The sequence below is a fragment of the Janthinobacterium lividum genome (assembly GCF_011601275.1).
In the GTDB taxonomy this organism is placed as follows: Bacteria; Pseudomonadota; Gammaproteobacteria; order Burkholderiales; family Burkholderiaceae_D; genus Janthinobacterium; species Janthinobacterium lividum_E.
Map to the genome: position 1 here is coordinate 172,768 of NZ_JAAOLY010000008.1, position 22,046 is coordinate 194,813.

The 22,046-nt window shown below is 61.9% G+C and carries 22 protein-coding genes and 1 pseudogene; 11 read left to right on the forward strand and 12 right to left on the reverse strand.

From position 1 onward, the window contains the following. Positions 1 to 8 precede the first annotated feature (8 nt). The 3 genes from GYK42_RS14320 to GYK42_RS14330 form a co-directional block, all read right to left on the reverse strand. A complete protein-coding gene (locus tag GYK42_RS14320) occupies positions 9 to 1,001 on the reverse strand; it encodes an EDSAP-1 family PEP-CTERM protein (RefSeq protein WP_166448050.1) in 993 nt (330 codons plus the stop codon). A gap of 108 nt (positions 1,002 to 1,109) precedes the next feature. After that, positions 1,110 to 2,093: an EDSAP-1 family PEP-CTERM protein gene (locus GYK42_RS14325; protein WP_166448051.1), complete on the reverse strand. Its 984-nt coding sequence runs from the start codon at positions 2,091 to 2,093 to the stop codon at positions 1,110 to 1,112. Positions 2,094 to 2,281: 188 nt separating this feature from the next. After that, positions 2,282 to 3,514 (reverse strand): glycosyltransferase, encoded by a 1,233-nt coding sequence (locus GYK42_RS14330; protein WP_166448052.1) that lies wholly within the window; start codon positions 3,512 to 3,514, stop codon positions 2,282 to 2,284. A gap of 136 nt (positions 3,515 to 3,650) precedes the next feature. Between GYK42_RS14330 and GYK42_RS14335 the strand changes: the two genes are divergently transcribed. The 4 genes from GYK42_RS14335 to GYK42_RS14350 all read left to right on the forward strand — a co-directional run bounded on the left by GYK42_RS14335 (position 3,651) and on the right by GYK42_RS14350 (position 5,240). Continuing rightward, on the forward strand, positions 3,651 to 3,824 hold the full coding sequence (locus GYK42_RS14335) for a hypothetical protein (RefSeq protein ID WP_166448053.1): 174 nt from the start codon (positions 3,651 to 3,653) through the stop codon (positions 3,822 to 3,824). 240 nt (positions 3,825 to 4,064) lie between these two features. Next, positions 4,065 to 4,202: a hypothetical protein gene (locus tag GYK42_RS14340; RefSeq protein WP_162995739.1), complete on the forward strand. Its 138-nt coding sequence runs from the start codon at positions 4,065 to 4,067 to the stop codon at positions 4,200 to 4,202. Positions 4,203 to 4,331: 129 nt separating this feature from the next. Continuing rightward, positions 4,332 to 4,700, forward strand: a complete 369-nt coding sequence (locus GYK42_RS14345; protein ID WP_034749696.1) for a hypothetical protein — start codon at positions 4,332 to 4,334, stop codon at positions 4,698 to 4,700. Positions 4,701 to 4,781: 81 nt separating this feature from the next. After that, entirely contained in the window at positions 4,782 to 5,240 is a 459-nt protein-coding gene (locus GYK42_RS14350; protein WP_034750191.1) for an acyl-CoA thioesterase, read from the forward strand. Between the two features lie 87 nt (positions 5,241 to 5,327). On the opposite strand, the gene GYK42_RS14355 is transcribed toward GYK42_RS14350, so the two are convergent. The 5 genes and pseudogenes from GYK42_RS14355 to GYK42_RS14375 all read right to left on the reverse strand — a co-directional run bounded on the left by GYK42_RS14355 (position 5,328) and on the right by GYK42_RS14375 (position 10,292). Further along, positions 5,328 to 6,734 (reverse strand): DEAD/DEAH box helicase, encoded by a 1,407-nt coding sequence (locus GYK42_RS14355; RefSeq protein ID WP_034749693.1) that lies wholly within the window; start codon positions 6,732 to 6,734, stop codon positions 5,328 to 5,330. 341 nt (positions 6,735 to 7,075) lie between these two features. Continuing rightward, on the reverse strand, positions 7,076 to 7,633 hold the full coding sequence (locus GYK42_RS14360) for a helix-turn-helix transcriptional regulator (protein ID WP_166448054.1): 558 nt from the start codon (positions 7,631 to 7,633) through the stop codon (positions 7,076 to 7,078). A gap of 5 nt (positions 7,634 to 7,638) precedes the next feature. Further along, a pseudogene (locus GYK42_RS14365) lies at positions 7,639 to 7,915 on the reverse strand (hypothetical protein). 72 nt (positions 7,916 to 7,987) lie between these two features. Beyond that, positions 7,988 to 8,776, reverse strand: coding sequence for an enoyl-ACP reductase FabI (gene fabI, locus GYK42_RS14370; RefSeq protein WP_166448055.1), 789 nt, complete (start codon positions 8,774 to 8,776; stop codon positions 7,988 to 7,990). 103 nt (positions 8,777 to 8,879) lie between these two features. Then, positions 8,880 to 10,292 (reverse strand): transglycosylase SLT domain-containing protein, encoded by a 1,413-nt coding sequence (locus GYK42_RS14375; RefSeq protein WP_166448056.1) that lies wholly within the window; start codon positions 10,290 to 10,292, stop codon positions 8,880 to 8,882. Between the two features lie 327 nt (positions 10,293 to 10,619). Here GYK42_RS14375 and GYK42_RS14380 point away from each other — a divergent pair, with 327 nt between their 5' ends. Further along, on the forward strand, positions 10,620 to 11,192 hold the full coding sequence (locus GYK42_RS14380; RefSeq protein WP_166448057.1) for a DUF1415 domain-containing protein: 573 nt from the start codon (positions 10,620 to 10,622) through the stop codon (positions 11,190 to 11,192). Then, positions 11,192 to 11,386, forward strand: coding sequence for a DUF1289 domain-containing protein (locus GYK42_RS14385; RefSeq protein ID WP_034749680.1), 195 nt, complete (start codon positions 11,192 to 11,194; stop codon positions 11,384 to 11,386). The genes GYK42_RS14380 and GYK42_RS14385 overlap by 1 nt, the downstream gene beginning before the upstream one ends. A gap of 167 nt (positions 11,387 to 11,553) precedes the next feature. Here the strand turns inward: GYK42_RS14385 and GYK42_RS14390 are convergent, their stop codons facing one another. Continuing rightward, on the reverse strand, positions 11,554 to 12,060 hold the full coding sequence (locus GYK42_RS14390) for a DUF1993 domain-containing protein (RefSeq protein WP_166448058.1): 507 nt from the start codon (positions 12,058 to 12,060) through the stop codon (positions 11,554 to 11,556). Positions 12,061 to 12,321: 261 nt separating this feature from the next. Here GYK42_RS14390 and GYK42_RS14395 point away from each other — a divergent pair, with 261 nt between their 5' ends. Then, the gene (locus tag GYK42_RS14395) at positions 12,322 to 15,438 is read left to right on the forward strand and encodes a bifunctional diguanylate cyclase/phosphodiesterase (protein ID WP_166448059.1); all 3,117 of its coding nucleotides are present in this window, start codon (positions 12,322 to 12,324) and stop codon (positions 15,436 to 15,438) included. 17 nt (positions 15,439 to 15,455) lie between these two features. After that, complete coding sequence (locus GYK42_RS14400; RefSeq protein WP_205711400.1) at positions 15,456 to 17,729, forward strand: xanthine dehydrogenase family protein molybdopterin-binding subunit; 2,274 nt, start codon at positions 15,456 to 15,458, stop codon at positions 17,727 to 17,729. A gap of 6 nt (positions 17,730 to 17,735) precedes the next feature. Here the strand turns inward: GYK42_RS14400 and GYK42_RS14405 are convergent, their stop codons facing one another. Continuing rightward, entirely contained in the window at positions 17,736 to 18,164 is a 429-nt protein-coding gene (locus GYK42_RS14405; RefSeq protein WP_058051291.1) for a thioredoxin family protein, read from the reverse strand. 275 nt (positions 18,165 to 18,439) lie between these two features. Between GYK42_RS14405 and GYK42_RS14410 the strand changes: the two genes are divergently transcribed. Continuing rightward, on the forward strand, positions 18,440 to 19,357 hold the full coding sequence (locus tag GYK42_RS14410; protein WP_034749665.1) for a 23S rRNA (adenine(2030)-N(6))-methyltransferase RlmJ: 918 nt from the start codon (positions 18,440 to 18,442) through the stop codon (positions 19,355 to 19,357). A 77-nt stretch (positions 19,358 to 19,434) separates the two neighbouring features. Here the strand turns inward: GYK42_RS14410 and GYK42_RS14415 are convergent, their stop codons facing one another. Beyond that, positions 19,435 to 20,184: an SAM-dependent methyltransferase gene (locus tag GYK42_RS14415; RefSeq protein ID WP_166448060.1), complete on the reverse strand. Its 750-nt coding sequence runs from the start codon at positions 20,182 to 20,184 to the stop codon at positions 19,435 to 19,437. A 17-nt stretch (positions 20,185 to 20,201) separates the two neighbouring features. Further along, entirely contained in the window at positions 20,202 to 20,810 is a 609-nt protein-coding gene (locus GYK42_RS14420) for a Maf-like protein (protein ID WP_166448118.1), read from the reverse strand. Positions 20,811 to 21,033: 223 nt separating this feature from the next. Here GYK42_RS14420 and GYK42_RS14425 point away from each other — a divergent pair, with 223 nt between their 5' ends. Both GYK42_RS14425 and rpmF read left to right on the forward strand, forming a co-directional pair. Beyond that, entirely contained in the window at positions 21,034 to 21,531 is a 498-nt protein-coding gene (locus GYK42_RS14425; protein WP_046683963.1) for a YceD family protein, read from the forward strand. A gap of 202 nt (positions 21,532 to 21,733) precedes the next feature. Further along, positions 21,734 to 21,916, forward strand: a complete 183-nt coding sequence (gene rpmF, locus GYK42_RS14430) for a 50S ribosomal protein L32 (RefSeq protein WP_034749653.1) — start codon at positions 21,734 to 21,736, stop codon at positions 21,914 to 21,916. Positions 21,917 to 22,046: the final 130 nt, after the last annotated feature.

The window sequence follows — 22,046 nt, forward strand, 5'->3', positions numbered from 1 at the left end:
GCCCGGCTTCAGCGGCGCCGCCTTGGCGCCATGCAAGCCAGCGCTGCCAGGCCCGCCGCCAGCAGCGGCAAGGTGCCCGGCAGCGACACGGGCGTAACGCCAGGCACGTAGGCCAGTTCGGAACTGTTCAGCATGTTCAACACGAGGGTGTAGTTGCCCGCCACCAGATTGTCCGTGACGGCGCCATATTGCCCGCCGCATGTCTTTCCGGTGCCGGTGCCCGTGGGCGCGCCGCAGCCGCTGGGGTCGTAGGTGAATACGCTGCCGCTGGTGAGCGGCGTTTGCGCATAGCCCGCATTGAGGTTGGCGGCATCGGCCAGTTCGGTGCCGCCCAGGATGCCGGAGCCCAGGCTGCCGTCGGGCGCCCAGTTGAAGACGATCTGGCCATTGTCATCGATGATGCTGAACGTCATCGCCATATTTGTCGTGGCCGCCGAGCCCGTGCCGGCCAGGGCGTCCAGGTACAGCTGCATGAAGGGCAGGGCCTGGAAATCGAAGGCCAGGGTCGCGCCCGGCTGGCCGACGACGAAATTGATGGCCAGGGCCGTGCTGGAACCGTTGCGTCCCGAGGCGTCCGCGCTGCCGCCGCCCGTCAGGAAGGTTTCCGCCGCATTCACCGTGTGTGTACTGGTCGAGCCCGGCGGAAACGGGGGGATTTGCGAGCTGATGATTTGCGCTTCGCCGCGCGCATACGCGGCGTTGCCCATGCCTTGCTGGGTAAAATCATTTTGTCCCTTGGTGACGGCGCCGCGTGTCGCTTGCGGCGCGTCGATCTGATTGCTGCCGCCGTTGATGACGCTGCTGCCGTTGAGCGTGGCGGTGGTGCGCGACAGGTCGATGTTGCTGATCAAGGTGGTGGAACCGGTGGGATTGCTGATGACCAGGCCAAAGACGCTGGTGTAGGAATAACCGTAGGCGGCGGCGCCTGCAGTGCCGCTGCCGGCCAGCAACAGCAAGGCCAGCAGGGTCATGGGTAGTCGGGTACAAAAAAATGTAGTCATGAAAATCCTCATCTCCTGGTCGGCCGCGTTGTAAGGAAAACCGACAGGTTTGCCACATAAAAAAGGCGAGGAGACTCCCTCGCCTGTGAATCCCCCCTGTTGCCTGGTTCAGGCGGCAACTTTGCGGCGGCGGGCATAGCCCAGGCCAGCCAGCCCCAGGCCTAGCAAGGCCAAGGTGCCTGGTTCTGGTGTTGCCGCTTGTTTCACCAAGTCCACGCTTTCCACTGCATTCAAGGTCAAGGTGTAGTTGCCGGCCGTTAAAGCATTGCTGACGGAGCTGAAGTTGCTGCCGCAGGCCGTCCCCACGCCGGTGCCCGTGGGCGTGCCGCAGCCGGAAGGGTCGTAGGTGAACAGGTTGCCGCGCGTCAGGAAGTTGGTCGCCAGACTGGTGTTCAGGTTGGCGCCGTCGGCGTTTTCCGTGCCGCCGAAGATGCCCGAGCCGATCACGCCGTCTGGCGTCCAGTTGAACACCGTCAGGCCGGCTGCGTCCGTGATGGTGAAGGTGACGACCAGGTTGGCCGTGGCGGTGGACAGCTGCCCGACCGTGCTTTGCAGGAAGACCTGCATGAAGGGCGACGCCAGGAAATCAAAGCTCAAGGTTGCCGTGGGCGAGCCGACGACGAAATCGACCGAGAAGCCCGTGGTCGAACCGTTGCGCCCGGACGCATCGGCCGTGCCGGCAGGTCCGTCAAGGTGGGCCTCGGCCACGTTTACTGCCTGGGTGGAGGTGGAGCCCGGCGGGAACGAAGGGAACTGCGTGCTGACGATTTGCGCATCGCCGCGTGAATAGTTGCCTGCTGGGCCTTGTTGCGTGAAGTCGTTTTCCCCCTTGGTGACGGGGCCGACGTTGGAGCGTGGGGCATCGAGCGAGCCGGCGCCGCCATTGATGACGCTCACGCCATTCAGGGTGGCCGTGCTGCGCGAGATGGTGGTGCTGTTGGCTACCGTGATCTGGCCCGTCGGCACGGCGATCACCAGGCCGAAGATGTTGTTGTACGAATAGCCGTAGGCGCCCGCCTGTGCGCTACCGGCGGCGCACAGCAGGGCCAGTGCCGCTGCGGCCGGGAGCAGTTTCAGTTTCGAGAGTTTCATTGTATTCACCTCGTGGTTGAGTGAGTCTGGAAGTCTTGCCTGAGACCTGTCGGCAGGTGCTCATGGCCAGTACCTAGCGACTTCCATGCCAACGCATGAGGTTCTTTTGAAATCAATGACTTGGCGTGCTTTTGTTGACGCTGTGCAGGCTTTGCCGGACACGCTGTAAGAAAAACCGACGCCGCCCTTCAAGGCTGGCCGCCTTGTGGCAACGAGCCCAGCAGGGCGTGTATATGGGGCAGCAAGCGTTGCCCTGGAACATAGTCGCGCATGGCCGTGGCCAGCTGACGCGCCGCCAGTTTGGCCCGGCCATCGTCGAGCATGCGCGTGGCGGCATGGCGCAGAGTGGTTTCCTGGAAGCGGTCGGCGCGCAGCAGCAGGCCGGCGCCGGCACCCACGATGCCGTGCATGTTGAGGAATTGGTCGAGGTTGCTGGCGATGCCGATGACGGGCACGCCTGCCGCCAGCGCCTGCTGGCTGGTGGGGCTGCCGCCGTTGCAGATCACCAGGCTGGCGCGCCTGGCAGCTGCGTCGCCCGGCAGAAAGGGCGCGACATAGGCATTCGGCGGCACGGCGTCGACGCGGATGGTACCGGCCGTGGCCGCCAATACGGTGACGGGCAGGGGCGCCAGCGCGCGCAGCACGCGCGGCAGCAATTGTCCCTGGCCGGAACTGCCCAGGGTGACATAGATGATGGGCCGTCCGCTGCTCAGTTCCGGTCGCTGCCACCAGTCCGGCAAGTCGAGCGGCGGCGCCCAGATGATGGGACCCAGGTAGTCGTGCGTGGACGGCATGCCGTGCGGCGGGAACAGTTGCGGAATATCCGCGTACAAGGTGCGGTCGGCATCGGTATAGATGCGCCGCAGGTCGCTGCCCAGGGATGGCAGGCCATGGCGGCGGCGCACGCGGTTCAGGGGCACGGCGTGCGAGGCGAAGGCCAGCGGGCGGATCAGGCGGAACAGGGGATCGGCCAGCCAGACGGGCAGCACGCCCGTCAGGGGCAGGCTGGGCACCGTATAGTGCTGGCGCACCCAGGGGCTCCAGTAGGCATTGCTGACGGTAATGTAGGGAATGCGCTGCAGGCGCGCGCTGACCGATAGCGACAAACGGAAGTCGCCGATCACGAGATCGGGCTGGACGGCATTGAGCAGGCGCAAGTCGTCTTCCACATAGGCGTGCAGGGTGCTTTCCGTATACACGGGTTTGCCGTGCGCCAGCGCCTGCAGGAATTGCAGCGATGAAATACTGTCGATGCGCCAGCGGCGAAAGGGGGCTTGCTTGAAACAAAAGTCATACCCATCGGCGCAGGCAAAATGCACCTCGTATTCTTCCTCGTCCAGGCCCTGGGCCAGACTCAGGGGACGGCCAACATGGGCCAGAGTCACTGCCTCGGCCATAAAGAGGATTTTCTTGCGCGCCATGGAGATCGCTTGCACTCGTGCTGGAGGGATGCCTGCGAAGTTGGAGTGGCGCCACGCCATTTAGTTCCCCGCAGCGTGCCAGTGGCGGGCGCCAGGATTTGGCCGTATCGGCTACAGTGGGGCAAAGGAGGCCACCATGCAGCCACAATTCCATTTTGTCCCGTTGCGTGCGCACAGCACGCCCGAACCCGATATGCCGCCACCGCCGGAAGGCGATCCCCTCACGCCGCCGCCGGAACAGCCGCCGCACATCGACCCCGTACCCGTCGAGGAGCCAACGCCGCCGCCACCGCCCGTGAAAATGCATTGAGCGGTCTTCGGACCCTGGCGCCGCGCCATGGCCTGCGGTGGGCGGGCGGATGCCATGTTTATTTCCAATCGGAAATGGGAGGCGCGAGCCTCGCCAGGAGCACGCCATTTAAACAACAAAAATGCGCATAAATGTTGCCGAGTGGATACAAATTAAGCGCCAACTGTCGAGTGTCATGCGGCCGTCACGATTCTGTTCTTATAATGAGACATCATAAAAATTCTTGTACAGGAGACCATCGTGGGCAATTCCTTGCATAACAAAATCTACCTGGGCCGGCGGCCTGTGATCACCAGCAAACACCTCGTGGCGCTGGCCCTGGCGGGCGCCGTGGCTGGTTGCGGCCTGGCATGGCTGCTGCTGCGTAGCTACAAATAACGCTCATCACGCCCGTGTTTCCGCCGCCTGGCCGCATGGCTGGCGGCGGTAGATTCACGTTGCCTGTTGCCGATGCGCAGCGGGGCGCGTACCATGGGGGCCGAACACCTGGCCTTTTATGGAAAAGTAATGAAGAACGAGAAATTAACAACCGATGAATATGACGCGCTGGAGCAAGTTGCACGCGGCATCAAGACCGAGCGCCCCAGTGCTTGCGTTGCCCGCAATGCCAAGCGCCTGTCCGGCCTGAAGCTGCTCAGCTATGCACGCGACGGCCGTCTGTCCATCACCGAGAAAGCACAACAACTGCTGTTCTTGCGCCGCTGTATCATGGGTTTGCGCGCCGTCGCCACCGATCCGCTGACCAAGCTCGATACGGACGTGGCGTATTTCCTGGGCAAGAAAGCCCACATCGTGGCGCGTGCCGAAGGCGAAGGCCACGACATTTCCGACAAGGGCCGCGAGTCGCTGGCCGATATCGACACCCTGGGCCTGTAAGGCTCACCAACCGGCCCCTGGGGCCGGTTTTCATATCCCCCTCACTTTTATTCCCCCTTGGAGAACACTTTGGACAGCGCGATGAACTGGTCGGCCCACGAACTGACGATGACGGTCTTGATGACGCCCGATATGGCCAACTTTTCCGGCAACGTGCACGGCGGCACCATCCTGAAATACCTCGACAGCGTGGCCTACGCCTGCGCCAGCCGCTATTCGGGCAGCTACGTGGTGACCTTGTCCGTGGACCAGGTGATGTTCCTGCAGCCTATCCACGTGGGCGAGCTGGTGACGTTCCTCGCCTCGATCAATTACACGGGCACGACGTCGATGGAAGTGGGCATCCGCGTGGTGACGGAAAACATCCAGCAGCGCCTGGTGCGCCACGCTAACAGCTGCTATTTCACGATGGTGGCCGTGGATGCCAACCGCAAGCCGGTGGCCGTGCCGCCGCTGGTGCTCGAGACGCCGGAGCAGCACGCGCGCTTCGAGCAAGCCAAGCTGCGCAAGCTGTCGCGCCAGAAGGTGTCGAAGAAGTAAATGTGGCGGACATGAAAAAACGGCCACCAGAGCGATCTGGTGGCCGTTTTTTATTGCTTGCCGCCGGTTGGCGGCATGGCGCCGTGATTAACGGTCGCCGTAGCTGCGGCGTGCGCCGTCGGCGCTGCGCGGGTTGGAACCCTTGTAGCCGCCGCCGGTGCTCGGTGCGCCGTCTTTGCGTGGCGCGCCCGGCTTGCTGAACGTGCGTTGGCCTGGCTTCGCGCCGCCACGGTTGTCGCCTGGTTTCCAGCCGCCTGGACGGGCGCTCGAACGTGGTGCCGATGCCGTTTTCTTCGGCTCGAAACCTTCGATGACATTGACCGGGATCAATTGCTTGGTGAAGCGTTCGATGCGCTTGACGTTCATGCCTTCAGCGTGGTTCACCAGCGAGATGGCCAGGCCATTGCGGCCAGCGCGGCCGGTACGGCCGATGCGGTGGACGTAGTCTTCCGGGAACTTCGGCAGATCGTAGTTGAACACGTGGGTGATCGTTGGCACGTCGATACCGCGGGCGGCAACGTCGGTGGCAACCAGCACTTTGACCTGGCCGCGGCGCATGCCGTCCAGGGTGCGGTTACGCGCGCCCTGATGCATGTCGCCGTGCAAGGCGGCAGCCGAGAAACCGGCGATGTTCAGACGGTCGGCGATGGTGTCGGCGTCACGCTTGGTGGCCGTGAACACAACAGCCTGGTCCAGCGATTCGTCGCGCAGCAGGTGGTCCAGCAGGCGATTCTTGTGCGACAGGTCGTCGACGAAGTGGACGCGCTGGGTGATGTTTTCATGCTTGTTGCTCGAGCTTGCCACTTGGATGACCAGCGGGTTCTTCGTGATGCGGCGCGCCATGTTGCCAACGACGCCGTCCAGGGTTGCCGAGAACAGCATGGTTTGACGGCCTTCCGGCGTCGCTTCCACGATTTTTTCGATGTCGTCGATGAAACCCATGTCCAGCATGCGGTCGGCTTCGTCCAGCACCAGGATTTCCAGTTGCGAGAAGTCGATCTTGCCCGAGTCCATGTGGTCGATCAGACGGCCAGGGGTAGCGACCAGAATCTCGGGATTCTTGGCCAGCAATTGCATCTGTTTAGGGTAAGGCATGCCGCCCAGGATCGACACAGCCTTGATGCGGCGGATGCCGGTGCTGTACTTGTCGGTATTGGTGGTTACTTGCAGGGCCAGTTCGCGCGTTGGCGTCAGCACCAGCATTTTTGGCTGGGCAGCCTTGAAACGTGGACGCTCGCCGCGGGCGCGCGATGCTTGCATTTCCTGGTTTGGCGTCTTGCCGGCGGCGCTTTGTTCGGCGCTGGCCAGTTTGTGCAGCGACGGCAGCATGAAAGCTGCGGTCTTGCCCGAACCGGTCTGCGACGAGACCAGCAGGTCACGGCCTTCGATCGCGGCTGGAATCGCTTGCGACTGTACCGCGGTTGGCGCGGTGTAGCCCGATTCGGTCAGAGCGGCGATGATGGACGGATGCAGGCCTAAGGATTCAAATGTCATTCTTTTCTTTCGTAAAAATCAGCGTTCTTGCAAAAAGCAGAACGCAAAATAGCAACGCCAACCAAAACGAAATGACTCAACTAGAAAGAAATTTCGGCACAAAAGCTTTGCGCCGGGACGGTGTCAGGTGCGACACACAAGGCGGGAGGGCTTTATAAGCGGCATCCTGTGGATGCGCTAAGGCTTGCGAAGCTGCTAAGTTTGTAGTGCATGACTGCGGTGTTGCCATCGCTTCAAGGGAACATATTGCAGCGCACAACGACACTATACCGTATTTGACGCCGTTTTGCACGGGCTAAATGGGAAGAAACGAAAGTCCTACCACGTTTTGAACATGTTTCCTATGTGAAATCAGTAGGAGTACGTAGTTTTATCTCGTTTGTGAGCATGGCCATGATGTCGGCGGGCAGCGGCGGCGCCTGTCGCGTTTCCCTGGCCAGATTGATTTGCCGGGTGACCTGCGCCAGTTCGACCAGGCTGTGCTTGAGCTGATACGTTCCCTTTGCGTGCAGCCATGCCAGTACGTCGGCCAGGTGCCAAATGGTGGCGCTGCCTTCATGCACGGGCAGGGGGAAGCTGTGGCGGTATTTGCTCATCAGCTTATGCAGGTTTTGCCGCGAGAGGCCCAGCACCTGCGCCACATCGGTCAGGCCCACGAAGTCGGGCGAAGCCTCGACCAGCACGGCATCGGGCACGATGGCCTTGACGTCGGCCATGGCGCTGAGCAGCGCTGCGTTGGCATTGCTGGCCTCGCGCGTGAATTCCAGCGCCAGGCGTCCCGCTTGCCCGATGCCGACCAGGGCGTCGTCGCAACCGCCGCTGCCCAGGCGCTCGGCCAGCGCGTCGAGGTCGTGTTCGTGGTCGGGCAGGCGATACTTGAGAGTAAAGATGTAATCCATGATGGTTATTCCCTGGATTTGCGTTGCATGCAGTCGTGCATCAGTTTGTTGAAAGTGCAATTGTCGACCACCCGGCGGATCGCCCGCGCGTGGTTGCCCGGGTTTTTCGGCGTGCTCCAGATGCAGGCGATGCAAAATTCTCCACAGCGACAGCCGTCGTCATTGTAGGGGCGACATCTTGCCCCAGGCATGGCTGCCGCCCACTTCCACTCGCCAGCCCTGGCTTTCCGCGTGGCGCGGCGCCGCTTCGATTTCTTTCTTGGGGTGTGAGGAGCGCGCCATGCGATACCTCCAATGTAGGTCGATATATTTAGGTTGTCAAGTGACAACCTAAATATATCGACCATCACCGCATCACTCTACTTCGGGATTGACGGCCATCACCTGCGAAAAGCCGCCATCGACGTAGGTAATCTCGCCCGTGATGCCGGAGGCCAGGTCGGACAGCAGAAAGGCGGCCGTGTTGCCGACTTCTTCGATGGTGACATTGCGCCGCAGCGGGGCGTGCTCGGCCACAAAGCCCAGCAGTTTACTGAAATCCTTGATGCCGGAAGCGGCCAGGGTCTTGATGGGGCCGGCGGAAATGCCGTTGGCGCGGATGCCGCGCGGACCCAGCGATTCGGCCAGGTAGCGTACGGATGCTTCCAGCGACGCCTTGGCAAGGCCCATGGTGTTGTAGTAGGGCACGGCGCGCACGGCGCCCAGGTAGGTCAGAGTCAGGACTGACGCGCCCGGATGCAGCAGGGGCAGGGCGGCCTTGGCCATGGCGGGGAAACTGTAGGCGGAAATGTCGTGCGCGATGCGGAAACTGTCGCGCGACAGGCCATCGAGGAAATCGCCGGCGATCGCTTCGCGCGGCGCAAAGCCGATGGCGTGCACCAGGCCGTCCAATTGATCCCAATGGTGCGCCAGGTCGCTGAAGACGGCGCTGATCTGTTCATCGCTGGAAACGTCGCAGTCAAATATTAGTTCGCTGCCGAATTCGGCCGCAAATTCCGTGATGCGCTCCTTGAAGCGTACACCCACATACGTGAAGGCGAGGGCGGCGCCCTCGCGGTGGCAAGCCTTGGCGATGCCATAGGCGATGGAGCGGTTCGACAGCAAGCCCGTGATGAGGATTTTTTTGCCTTGCAAGAAAGCCATGACGACTCCTGTCTGGGTAGGTGGGCGGGTAAGGCGGATGTGCAACCGGCCGCGACAGCAAAGCTGTGGCGGCCGGTGAGGTCACTCTATACAGATCAGGCGATCAGTGACGGGCCTTGGCTCGGCTGTTACCGCCGCCGCGCTGGATGCGTGGTTTCACCAGGGAAATTGGCGCGGCTTGCACCTTGCCGCCCTTGGTGACGCGGCGCACGGCCTTGGCGACCCGTTCAGGACGGTCCGCTTCCAGCAGCATGGTGGCGCTGTCGGCGATTTCCTGGGTGATGTCGTTGTTCATCGTGGCCGAGGTTTTCGGCACGAGGATGGTGGAGCCGGCGCGCAAACGCGTGCGCTGGGGAATGTTATTGGCCTGGCGCAGCACGTCGGCCGTGGTGCCGAATTTCGATGCCAAGGTTTCGATGCGTTCGCGCGCATTGGTGATCTTGTGCGTGGTCCAGCTCGACAAGGCATGGCCCCATTGCGCCAGGTTGGTGGTGAACTTGGCGGCGTTTTCCTGCGGCAGCAGAATCTTGGTCTTTTCGCCGCCGATGATGACGGGGCGGTTAAATTGCGGATTCAAAGCCTTGAATTCATCCATTGACAGTTCGGCCAGCTGGGCGGCAACAGTGATGTCGATGTCGCTGGTCTTGTCGATGGCCGTGAAGTAGGGCTGGTTGTCGACCACGGGCAGGGTCAGGCCGAACTGGGCCGGATTGGCGATGATGTTTTTCACCGCTTGCAGTTTCGGCACGTAGTTGCGCGTTTCGGCCGGCATCAGGTCGGCCAGGCTTTCGAAATCGGTGGGCTTGCCCAGCGCCTGGTTTTTCTTGATGGCGCGCTGCACCGAGCCTTCGCCCCAGTTGTAGGCGGCCAGGGCCAGTTGCCAGTCGCCAAACATGTCATACAGGCGCTGCAGATACGTCAGGGCCGCATCGGTCGAGGCCAGCACGCCGCGGCGCTCGTCCTTGAACATGTTTTGCTTGAGGTTGAAATCGCGTCCCGTGGCGGGCACGAATTGCCACATGCCGGCCGCATTGGCGCTCGAGAACGCTTGCGGGTTGAAGGCGGACTCAATGAACGGCAGCAAGGCCAGTTCCGTCGGCATGCCGCGCTTTTCCAGTTCCTGCACCACGTGGAAGATGTAGCGCGAGGCGCGCGCCGTGGTGCGGGCGATGTAGTCGGGGCGGGTGGCGTACCAGTTGACGTGATTTGCTACCAGCTGGTTGTTGATGTCGGGAATCGCATAGCCGCTGCGGATGCGGCCCCAGACGTCCGCTTCGCGCAGCGGATCGGAATTGTCGCTGAGGTTTTTCAGCAGACGATCGGTCTTTTGCAGGCGGTTGTCGAGGGTGGGGAGTTTCGCCGTGACCTGGGCGGTCATCGGGATCAGGGCGGGCGTGGTGGTGGCGACTGGCGCGTTATCGCTCTCAACACCGGCTTCGTACGCCTGGCTGAGGGCGGGCGCAAGCGCCAGGGCCAACGCCGCCAGGACGGTAGATTTAAAGGAGTTTTCGTGCATAGTGTTCCATTGTTGTCGTCGGAGAAACATCGGACAGACCCATGATTAAGCTGCGAGTGTACGTATATCCACATGCCGGAGTCAAGAATTATGTCAGCATGATGACAGCACATAGGCGTCAATAGCGATGTTTCCAGTCGCTAATAATGTAATTATGACAAATTTAATTTGCCAGATGTGCGATTCGGCCGCTGTTATAGCATACATGGGCAGAGGCATGGCGCAAGCCTGGATGGCGTCCGTTATGAGGCTGCGCAAAAGTGCGTACAATTTGGCTTTGGCCGGCCATTCAGCCGCCGGCCGCTTTATTGATAGAGAGTCAAGTATATGAACACCCCGCCGCGCCACGACGACGACAACGCCGTCATCATCGCCAATACCGTTGCCTGGCTGGAAAAGGCCGTGATCGGCCTGAATCTGTGCCCGTTCGCCAAGGCCGTGCACGTCAAGAAGCAGATCCGCTATGTGGTATGCGAATCGAGCAATCCCGAAGATTTGCTGGCGATGCTGATGGACGAGCTGCAAACCCTGGCCGACGCGGATCCCGAGCAGATCGACACAACCTTGCTGATCCACCCGTACACCCTGAACGATTTCCTCGACTACAACGAGTTCCTCGACGTGGCCGACGCGGCAGTGGAAGACATGCACCTGGCCGGCGAACTGCAAGTGGCCAGTTTCCACCCGAACTACCAGTTTGCCGAGACGTTCGAAGACGACATCAGCAACTACACCAACCGCTCGCCGTACCCGACCCTGCACCTGCTGCGCGAAGACAGCATCGAGCGCGCCGTCGAGGCCTTCCCGGAAGCGTCGGAAATCTTCGACAAGAATATCGCTACCCTGGAAGCGTTGGGCGCCGAAGGCTGGGAAAAGCTTGGCTTGCCGAAGGTATCCTGATGGCAGACAAGGAATTGCCGCCGCGTCCCGATACGCCTTGCGTGGCCGTGTGCTCGACGACGTTCGATGAAATCTGCCGCGGCTGCGGCCGCACCGTGGTGGAAGTGGCCCACTGGGTGTCGATGACGGATGAAGAGAAGGAAGTGGTGTGGGTGAGGATATTGGCGCAGGGGTATCCGCGCCGGAATACGTAAATAGCGATGCACTAGAGCAATATCAGGCGATATCACTCCAGTGTGTCGACGCTTAAGCAAATCGTAGCGAGCGGCGATGATTTGTGGCTAAGAAGCGCAGCCGTACTCAAGTACGGCGAGCATCGCAGGCCGCAAAGCGCGCCGCGCAGTAGATTTGCTTATGCGTCTCAGAAACTGCCGATAAAGTCTTTTTTACCGACTTCAATGCCGTTATGGCGCAGGATGTCGTACGCCGTCGTCGCGTGGAAGAAGAAGTGCGGCAGTGCGTAGTGGAACAGATAGGTCTGGCCCGTGAAGTGCTTGGTCTTTTCGCCGCTGCCGGTGGTGATGGCGCGCGTTTCGCTGCCGTCGATGTCCGCTTGCGGCAGGCTGTCCAGGAAAGCGATGGTTTTCACGATGCGCGCTTTCAGTTCAGCAAAGCTCTGTTCGCTGTCTTCGTACGGTGGCACGGCCACGCCGGCCAGGCGCGCGCCGCAGCCCTTGGCGAAGTCGGTGGCGATCTGGATCTGGCGCACGAACGGCAGCATGTCCGGGAACAAGCGGAATTGCAGCAGGGCGTTTGGGTCGATTTTCTTGTCTTGCGCGTGCGTTTCCGCCTTGTCCAGGATGGCGGCCAGGCTGCCCAGGATCTGTTTGAAGACGGGGATCGAAGCGGAGTAGATGGAGAAGGTCATGGTGGTTCCTCTAGGTAAAGTGGCGCGATGATAGCAAGCTGCGCGTTTTTCTGCTGGCGCCGGCCGGGCGCGCCGGCCAGCGTGTGGTTTTTCAACCCTGTTTATATGACATGAGGACACCGCTGGCGCGTGTTTATTGGTGACTTACCTCGCTTTTTCCATGCATAATTGCTCCTCATAAAGTTTCTTCCCGCCTGACCACCCGACTTCCCCTGTAGAGTTCAATGATCGCCCGCCTGATCCCTGTCGCCCTGTTGCCGCATGTTTAATTCACCTTACCAGCGCCTGCGCGCCAGCCTGCGCGTGCTGTATGGCTCATCGATCTATGGCGCCTTGCTGCTGGTGGTATTTGGCGGCCTCGTCGTTCCCGCCATCTTCGGCAGCTACGTGCTCGTCGGCGTGCATGAGCGCCAGTCGGCGCGCACCAGCCTGAACGAGGCCTTGCAGCGCAATGTCGACATCCTGGCGCTGGGCATGCAGGAGTCGCTGTGGAACATGAATGCGGAATCGGCCCATTCGCTGGTCGAGTCGGTGATGCGCGACCGTTCCGTGCTGCTGGTGAAAGTGCTGGGGCAGGGCGACACGGAATTCATCAGCCTGCAGGCGCCGCAGCGGCCCGTGGGCAATCTGTACCGCGCCGGGCGCGACATTCTCGTGCGCGGCGAACGCATCGGCCACGTCGTCGTCGAGATGGACGATGCGCGCAGCCAGCAGGAACTGCGCGAAAAGCAGATGTCGTATATTTTCGTGCTGGGCGCGCAGCTGGCCGTGTCGATGGCGCTGATCGTGCTGTTCCTGAACCGCCGCCTGCTCAAGCCCCTGCGCCGCCTGACGCGCTTTTCCGACCGTCTGTCGCACGGCGATTTCGACACGCCCCTGGCCTCGCACGGCAATGATGAACTGGGTCGCCTGACGGCCCAGCTCGAGCAAATGCGCGCCGCCATCGGCCAGCTGTTCGAGGATGTGGGCCAGCGCGAAGAGCGTTTCCGCACCATCGTCACGCAAGTGCCGGGCGCCGTCTTCCGCTACCGGCCCGACGGCCCCATCGATTTCGTCAGCGACGCCATCGAAGATATCTCCGGCTATTCGGCGCGCCAGTTCATGCGCGGCACCACGCATGCCTGGGCCGACCTGATTTGCCCGGAAGACCGCCGCGAGCATCGCCGCGCCGTCCGTCAGGCCGTGCATGACGCGCGGCCGTATGCGCTCGAATACCGCATCATCGACGCCTTCGGCATCGAGCGCTGGGTGGCCGAGAATGGCCAGCCTCAGGCAGGCGAGCAAGGCGTCATCTGGATCGACGGCATCATCGCCGACATCAGCCAGCGCAAGCACCACGAGATGCGCATCGAAGCGCTGCTGACGGAGCAGAGCGCGATCCTCGACAACGTGATGTTCGGCGTGATGTTCGTGCGCCACCGCCGCATCATTTCCGTCAACCGCCGCTGCGAGGAACTCTTTGGTTACGGCCATGCCGAGATGACGGGCAGTTCCACCGCCATCGTGTTTACCAGTTCGTATGACTTCGAGGAGGCGGGCGAGCGCCAGTATCCGGCGCTGGCCGCGGGCGGCGATTTCAGCGAGGAGCGCCAGTACAAGCGCCGCGACGGCAGCCTGTTCTGGGCGCTGGTGAGCGGCTGCGCGCTCGATCCGCTGCGCCCCAACGAGGGCAGCATCTGGGTGTACGCCGATATCACGGCGCGCAAGGAAGCCGAAGAAAAACTGCGTTTGTCGGCCACGGTGCTCGAACACATCGCCGACGGCGTTATGGTGGTCGATGCGGATGGCATCATCGTTACCGTCAATCCCGCCTTCACGCAAATCACGGGCTACGCCGAAGCCGAAGCGCTCGGCCAGCACTCTTCTCTGACACGCTCGGCGCGCCACGATGCGGCGTTCTACCAGGCCATGTGGGACGAATTGAAGACCAGCGGCTTCTGGCGCGGCGAGATCTGGCACCAGCGCAAGAACGGCGAGCTGTATCTGGAGTGGCTGACCATCAGCGCCGTGCGCGATGCGCGCGCCGGCACCACGCATTATGTGGGCGTGTTCAGCGATATCACCCTGATCAAGGAGTCGCAGGAAAAGCTCGACCACATGGCCCACCACGACCCGTTGACGGCGCTGCCGAACCGGCTGCTGTTCCACGACCGTCTGCAGCACGCCTTGCTGCGCGCCGCGCGCGACCAGGAGCAGCTGGCCGTGCTGTTCATCGACCTGGACCGCTTCAAGAACGTCAACGACACCCTGGGCCACCATGTGGGCGATGAACTGCTGCAAAAGGTGGCCGGCCAGCTGGCGGCCCGCCTGCGCGAAGGCGATACCCTGGCGCGCCTGGGCGGCGATGAGTTCATCGTCCTGCTCGAACGCATCGACGGCGAATATGGCGCCACGCAGGTGGCGGAAAAGCTGATGACCATGTTCGACCAGCCGTTCACGGTGGCCGGGCACGAGCTGTTTGTCACTTGCAGCGTGGGTATCAGCCTGTACCCGGACGATGCGCTGGACTTGAATATGCTGATCCGAAACGCCGACGTGGCCATGTACCAGGCCAAGGCGCGCGGGCGCAATGGCTACCGCTTCTATGCGCCGTCGATGACGGGCGAGGGCGTCGAGCGGCTGCGCCTGGAAACCTTCTTGCGCCGCTCAATCGAGAAGAACGAGATGTTCCTCAATTATCAGCCGCAGGTGGAAATCGACACGGGCCGCCTGGTCGGTGTCGAAGCCCTGGTGCGCTGGAACCACCCGGAACTGGGTCTGGTGCCGCCGGCCCGCTTCATCCCGCTGGCCGAGGACAGCGGTTTCATCAACCAGCTGGGCAAATGGGTGCTCGATGAAGCGTGCCGCCAGATGATGCGCTGGCAGGCACAGGGCTTGCACGTGCCGAAGATGGCCGTGAATCTGTCGGTAAAACAGTTCGAGCGGGGCAGCATCGCCGGCATGGTGGCCGCCATATTGAAGGAAACGGGTCTGGAGCCGCAGCGCCTGCAGCTGGAAGTGACGGAGTCCGTCATCATGAACACGGGCGACGCCCTCGGTTTCATCAACGACTTGCACGCCATCGGCGTGGGCCTGGCCATCGACGATTTCGGCACCGGCTATTCCTCGCTCGCGTATTTGAAACAGCTGCCCGTGCAGACCCTGAAGATCGACCGTTCCTTCATCAAGGATATCTCGACGGACGTCAACGACGAAGCCATTGCGATTGCCATCATCCAGCTGGGCAAAAGCATGCAATTATCGGTGATCGCCGAAGGCGTGGAGACGGAAGAGCAGGCCGCCTTCCTGCTGCGTCATGGCTGCAAGCTGGCGCAAGGTTATTTTTATAGCCGTCCGGTGCTGGCTCAGGATATGCTGGAGCGCTGGATCGATCATTAACTAATAAAGGGTATTCCATGGCCGCAGAAAAAAACACGTCGCGCCGCCGTTTCCTGCTCGGTGGCCTTGGTCTCGGCGTGGCCGGCGTGGGTGCCCTGGTGCTGGGCTGGGGCGTGCTGCCGCCGCGCCAGCGCTTGCACGGCAGCGCGCCGCTGCCTTTGGTCGCCGGCGCCGTGGCCTTGAACGGCTGGCTGGCTATTCAAGCTGATGGCAGTGTCCTCCTGGCCATGCCGCGCAGCGAGATGGGGCAGGGCGTGCACACGGCCTTGCCGATGCTGGTGGCCGAGGAGCTCGACGTGCCGCTGGCCAGCGTCAAACTGATCCAGGCGCCGAACGATAAAATCTTCGGCAATGTCGCCATGCTCAAGGACAGCCTGCCTTTCCATCCGGACGACCAGGGACGCTTGAAGGCGCTGGCGCAGTGGACGGTGGCCAAGGCGGCGCGCGAACTGGGCGTGATCGTCACGGGCGGTTCGTCCAGCGTGAAGGATGGCTGGGGGCCCATGCGCGAGGCGGGCGCTTCCGCGCGTGCCATGCTGGTAGGCGCCGCCGCCGCGTTGTGGCAGGTGCCGGCCGCGCAGTGCCGCACGCAGGATGGCGCAGTGATCCACCCGGACGGCCGGCGCGCCAGCTACGCCAGCCTGGCGCAGCGCGCCGCCAGCATCGACCCCGGCACGCCCGTGCTGAAACTGCCCAGGGATTTCAAGCTGATCGGCCAGCCGGCGCCGCGCCGCGACACGCCGTCGAAAGTCAATGGCAGCGCGCGTTTCGGCATCGATGCGCGTCCGCCCGGCATGCTGTATGCAGCCCTGCATCTGCCGCCGCGCCTGGGCGACACCCTGTCCGCGTTCGACGCGGCGCCCATACTCGCCATGCCCGGCGTGAAAAAGGTGCTGGACCTGACGCCGCAGCTGGCGCAGCGCAGCGTCTCGTGCGCCGCCGTGGTGGCCGACACCTGGTGGCGCGCCAAGCAGGCGGCCGCCGCCTTGCCGACGCAGTGGAAGGCTGGCCCGCAGGCGAACCTGTCCAGCGCCGTTGTCTACGCGGAGTTTGCCCGCCTGTTAGACGCCGAAGCCGGTTATGCCTACCACGCCAGCGGCGAGGTGGAAAGCAAGGCCGTGCAGGGCATGCGACAGGTCAGCGCCGAGTACCGCGCGCCGTTTCTCGCGCACGCCGCCATGGAACCCGTCAACTGCACCGCGCAGGTGAAAAATGGCAAGGTGATGCTGTGGGCCTCGACGCAGGCGCCCGGTATCGCCGTCGACGTGGCGGCGAAAGTGGCCGGCGTCGATGCGAAGGACGTCAGCATCGAAGTGCTGCTGCTCGGTGGCGGTTTCGGCCGTCGCCTGGAAGTGGACATGATCGCGCAAGCCGTGGCCATCGCGCTGCAGTGCGATGGCGCGCCCGTGCAGCTGGTGTGGACGCGCGAGCAGGACACAAAGCACGATATGTACCGTCCCGCCGCGCTGGCCCGCTTTGCGGCCCGCCTCGACGAACATGGCCGCATCGCTTCCTGGGACAACAAATCCGTCAGCGGCTCCATCACGCACCAGTACCTGCAGCGCAATTTCGGCCTGCCCGGTGCGGGGCCGGACAAGACGACGGCCGAAGGCGAATTCGACATGCCGTATGAAATCGCCAATCAGCGCATCGCCCACGTGATCGCCGATAGCGCCGTTCCCATCGGCTACTGGCGCTCGGTCGGGCATTCGCACAACGCCTTTTTCAAGGAAAGCTTTATCGACGAACTGGCGCACGCGGCAGGGCAGGACGGCATCGCCTTCCGCCGTGCCATGCTGGTGCGGCATCCGCGCCACCTGGCCGTGCTCGATGCGGCAGTTGCCAAGGCAGGAACTCCTCCGCCCGGCCATGCGCATGGCGTGGCCTTGCACCAGTCGTTCGGCAGCATCGTCGCGCAAGTGGCGCAGGTGTCCGTGGAAAACGGCGAAATTCGCGTGCAGCGCGTCGTGTGCGCCATCGATTGCGGCATCGCCGTCAATCCGAACATCATCGCCCAGCAGATGGAGTCGGCCGTGCTGTTCGGCCTGTCGGCGGCGCTGGGCGGCGAGATCACCTTCAAGGAGGGACAAGTCGAGCAGGGCAACTTCCACGACTATCCCGTACTGCGCATGGGGCAGACGCCCGAGGTGGAAACCATCATCATCGCCAGCGCGGAACACCCCGAAGGCGTGGGCGAACCGGGCACGCCGCCGATTGCGCCGGCCGTGGCCAACGCCGTGTTCAGTCTGACGGGGAAAAGACTGCGCAGCCTGCCGCTGCGCCTGGCTTGATGTGAATCAGGCCAGGGTGGCGGCCAGCATGTGACGCAGATTGCAGTCGCGCTGCCAGTCGCGCCGCTCCTGCGTGCTGCTGGCCAGCGCCGCCAGTTCCTCGGCGCTGAGCGCCTGCTGCGCCTGCACCATGCGGTGCGCCAGGCCGCCGTCCGGCAGCACGGTGCCGAAGAAGGCCACGTTGTCTTCGCGCTGTATCAGCAGGGTGGGGAAGTTGTCGATGTCGAGGTCGCCCACCACGTCGGCCTGGTCCTCGATGTCGATCCAGACGAAGACGGTGTCCGGGTGGCGCGCTGCCAGTTCCTCGAACGTGGCGCGGTAGCTGCCGCAAGTGCCGCACCACAGCGCGCACAGGCAGGCCACCGTCCAGCGCGGGCCGGCCAGGGTTGCCGCGACGTCGGCGCGGTTATCGGTCGTGAGGGTCAGGCTGTGCATGGTCGTTTCTATTAGTAGGCGGATGGGCGCGGGCGCCCGATGCGCGTATTCTACCGCGCCCGGCGACGCCAGTCCCGGGAATGCATGGGCTTGTTTAGCCGTGTTTTTTGATGCAATCCGCCTTTCTGGTGGATAATGCTGGTAATTGCGCGCTGATTACGCTGGTCCATGCTGTTTCCTGGCCCCGCAGCCTGACCCCTCCAGTCTGTTTTCATGCCCTGCCCGGTGTCAGCGCTCCCGCCTTTATTTATTTTTATTATGGAATTAGCCAGCTTATGTTGAGTTACCGCCACGCCTTTCACGCGGGTAATCACGCCGATGTGTTGAAACATTATGTGCAGATTCAGTTGTTGCAATATCTGAATCAAAAAGATACCGCCTATAGTTATATCGATACCCACTCCGGCGCGGGCGTGTATGCGCTCGACGGCGGTTATGCCTCGAAAAATGCCGAGTACGAAACGGGCATTGCGCCCTTGTGGGACCGCACGGATCTGCCGGCCTCGCTGGCCGAGTACATGAAACTGATCAAGGAAATGAATCCGAGTGGCAAGATGCGCTACTACCCGGGTTCGCCGTACTGCGCCGACAAGGTCAGCCGCGAGCAAGACCGTCTGCGCCTGTTCGAGCTGCATCCCGCCGATGCCAAGATTCTGGCTGACAACTTCCGCAAGGTCGAGGCGCATGCGCTGGCCCAGGGCGAGCGTCCGACCGTGCGCGGCAAGCGCGTGCTCATCACCAAGGCCGACGGCTTCCAGAGCCTGAAAGCCCTGCTGCCGCCGCCATCGCGCCGCGCGCTGGTGCTGATCGACCCGCCGTACGAAGACAAGATGGATTACCGCAAGGTCAAGGACACCCTGGCCGACGCCCTCGTGCGTTTCCCGTCGGGCATGTATGCCGTCTGGTACCCGGTGCTGCAGCGCATGGAGTCGCGCCAGTTCGCCGACAAGCTCAAGCAGCTGCCCAGCTCGGACTGGCTGCACGTGACCCTGACGGTCAACACCCCGTCGCCGGACGGTTTCGGCTTGCACAGCAGCGGCATGTTCATCCTGAACCCGCCGTACACCCTGGAGCCGATGTTGCGCGAAGTCATGCCCTACCTGGTCAAGGTGCTGGGCCGCGACGATGGCGCGAAGTTTGTGCTGGAGACGGGCAAGGGCGGACAGAAAAATACGGGCACAAGAAGAGTGTAGTCATACTCGGCTTGGTAGCGCGGCAATAAAAAAACGCCACGATCATTTGATCGTGGCGTTTTTTTATGATGGGGAGATTACTGTCCCAGCAGCAAGAACACAGTCGGTTTCTTGTGGAAGTCGGGCGCCTTGCCGGCGGCCAATTGTTTCTTCCACTGTCCTCCATTCCACGTCTGCACGCTTTCCGTGTCCAGGCTCAGGTCGGTGGCGACGCAGATCAGCGTCGAAGGTGCGCATTGCGCCACGAGGGCTTCGAGCATGGCGGCGTTGCGGTACGGCGTTTCGATGAACAGCTGGGTCTGCTTTTCATTGCGCGAGCGGCTTTCCAGGTCCTTGATGCGCTTGGCGCGCAGGGCCGCGTCCGTGGGCAAGTAGCCGTTGAAGGCGAAACTCTGGCCGTTCAAGCCGCTGGCCATCACGGCCAGCAGGATCGAAGACGGGCCCACCAGCGGACGCACTTTGATGCCGTGCTGATGCGCCAGGCGCACGAGGTCGGCGCCCGGGTCGGCCACGGCGGGCACGCCCGCTTCCGACACGAGGCCCGCATCGCGTCCCGCCAGCAAGGGGGCCAGCAAGCCGGTCAGCGCTTGTGCCGGGGTATTCACGTTCAGTTCGGAAATCGTGATTTCCTGCAGGGGCTTGGTCAGCGGATGCTGGTTGCCGATCAATTTCAAAAAGGCGCGCGCCGTCTTGGCGTTTTCCGCGACGAAATAATCGAGCTGCGACGTGATTTGCCGTACTTGCTCTGGAATGATGTGGGCCAGCGGGTCGCTTGCGCCGTCGGACAGGCCGAGGTGGTTGGGAATCAGGTACAGGGTGCCAGTCATATTTTTCTTGTTGGTAATTAAATGGTGAAAAACGCCACGCCCGCCTTGCGCAGCATGCCCGTAAGGGCGATCAGCGGCAAGCCGGTCAGGGCGGTCGGATCGGTACTGTCGATGCGTTCGAGCAGGGCGATGCCCAGGCCCTCGTTCTTGGCGCTGCCGGCGCAATCGTACGGTTGCTCGATGCGCAGGTAGGCGTCCAGCTCGGCATCGGGCAAGTCGCGCACGGTGACGAGGGTTTGGATATCTTCCACTTGGGCTACGGCGGGCGACTGGCGGCCATCGAGCAAGCACAGTGCCGTATGGAACACGGTCTGGCGCCCGCGCATGGTTTGCAGTTGCAGCAAGGCGTTGGCATGGTTGCCGGGCTTGCCGATCTGTGCACCGTCGAGTGTGGCGACCTGGTCGGAGCCGATCACGAGGCTGCCGGGATAGCGGTCGAGCACGGCTTGCGCCTTGGCCTGGGCCAGGCGCAGGGCCGTGGCGCTGGGGCTTTCACCCGGCAGGGGGCTTTCGTCGAGATCGGGCACGGCCACCTCGAAAGGCAGGCGCAGGCGTTCCAGCAATTCCTTGCGGTAGGTCGAACTTGATGCAAGAATCAAGCGCGATGGGGCGGAAGTTGGTATCATTCGGTAGTGGATGGCGGCCGGCATGGCCGCGCTGGTCGATGTCAGTGGAATTTCACGCAAATTCCAAGGCGCAGAGCCCATAACTGAGGCTCCATGCGGCATGACGGTGTTGATGAAGTTGTCATGTTGATGGCAATGATTGCGTCAAAAAAGATGCTTAGCCTTTGACTCCGTGCTAAAAACCCTGTTATTATCGCAGGTTTTCCGGGGAAATTTTCTACCAATGAATGCTTTTGTGATCGACGCCTTTGATTTTTGTCGTATCAGCGGGAGCCGCGAGGGTGTAACTCCTGTCGCTGAAATGACCCGGTTGACCAAGGATTGTGCAGATAGTTCCGGCGAGATCGCCTGGAAAATCGTCGGCGGCACCAGCAAGCTGGGCTACCCACAACTGACCTTGTCGGTCAACGGCACCGTTCAGCTGGTTTGCCAGCGCTGCCTGACTCCGTATGCTTACGCAATTGATTCGACGACCACTCTGATGCTGGGCAAGGATGACGAGCACGCGGACGAGATCGAAGAAATCATCAACGATGAATCGATCGACGTGATCGTCGGCAGCCGCAACATGGATGCCGCGGCCCTGATCGAAGATGAAGCCTTGCTGGCCCTGCCGCAGGTACCCAAACACGACGTCTGCCCCGATACGGCGCAGCTCGATGCTCTCAAGACTGAAAAGAAGTCGCCGTTTGCGGCACTGAAAGACTTGAAGCCAGAATAAAGTAGTAAAGGGGTTTTCCCCATCAAAGAACGTGTCAAACGCGTGTTGTAATCGAGTATGGCAAGTGTAGTGAAATGTAATTGTAATAAACGATGTCGGTCCGGGCTATTTTCGGGTAGTCTTTGCCGCTGGGATACTCGATTCGCATGTATTTGCCAATCGATTGTGCTAAAATTTTAGAACTTATGTATTAGGAGTCATCATGGCAGTTCAACAGAACAAGAAAACCCCTTCCAAGCGCGGCATGCACCGTTCGCACGACTTCCTGGTCGCGCCGCAATTGAGCGTCGAGCCAGTTACCGGCGAAACACACATGCGTCACCATATCAGCCCTAACGGCTTCTATCGTGGCCGTAAAGTGTTGAAGACCAAAAACGACGAGTAATCGACGTTTTTGTTGGGTAAGATGAAAGCGGTGTTGCGTGGTTATTCGGCGTGGCGCCGCTTCTTCTTTTTTATCGGCTGCAATTCATCTTGCACACCCGTCATTTTGAATCACGCTGTCCAGGCCTGTG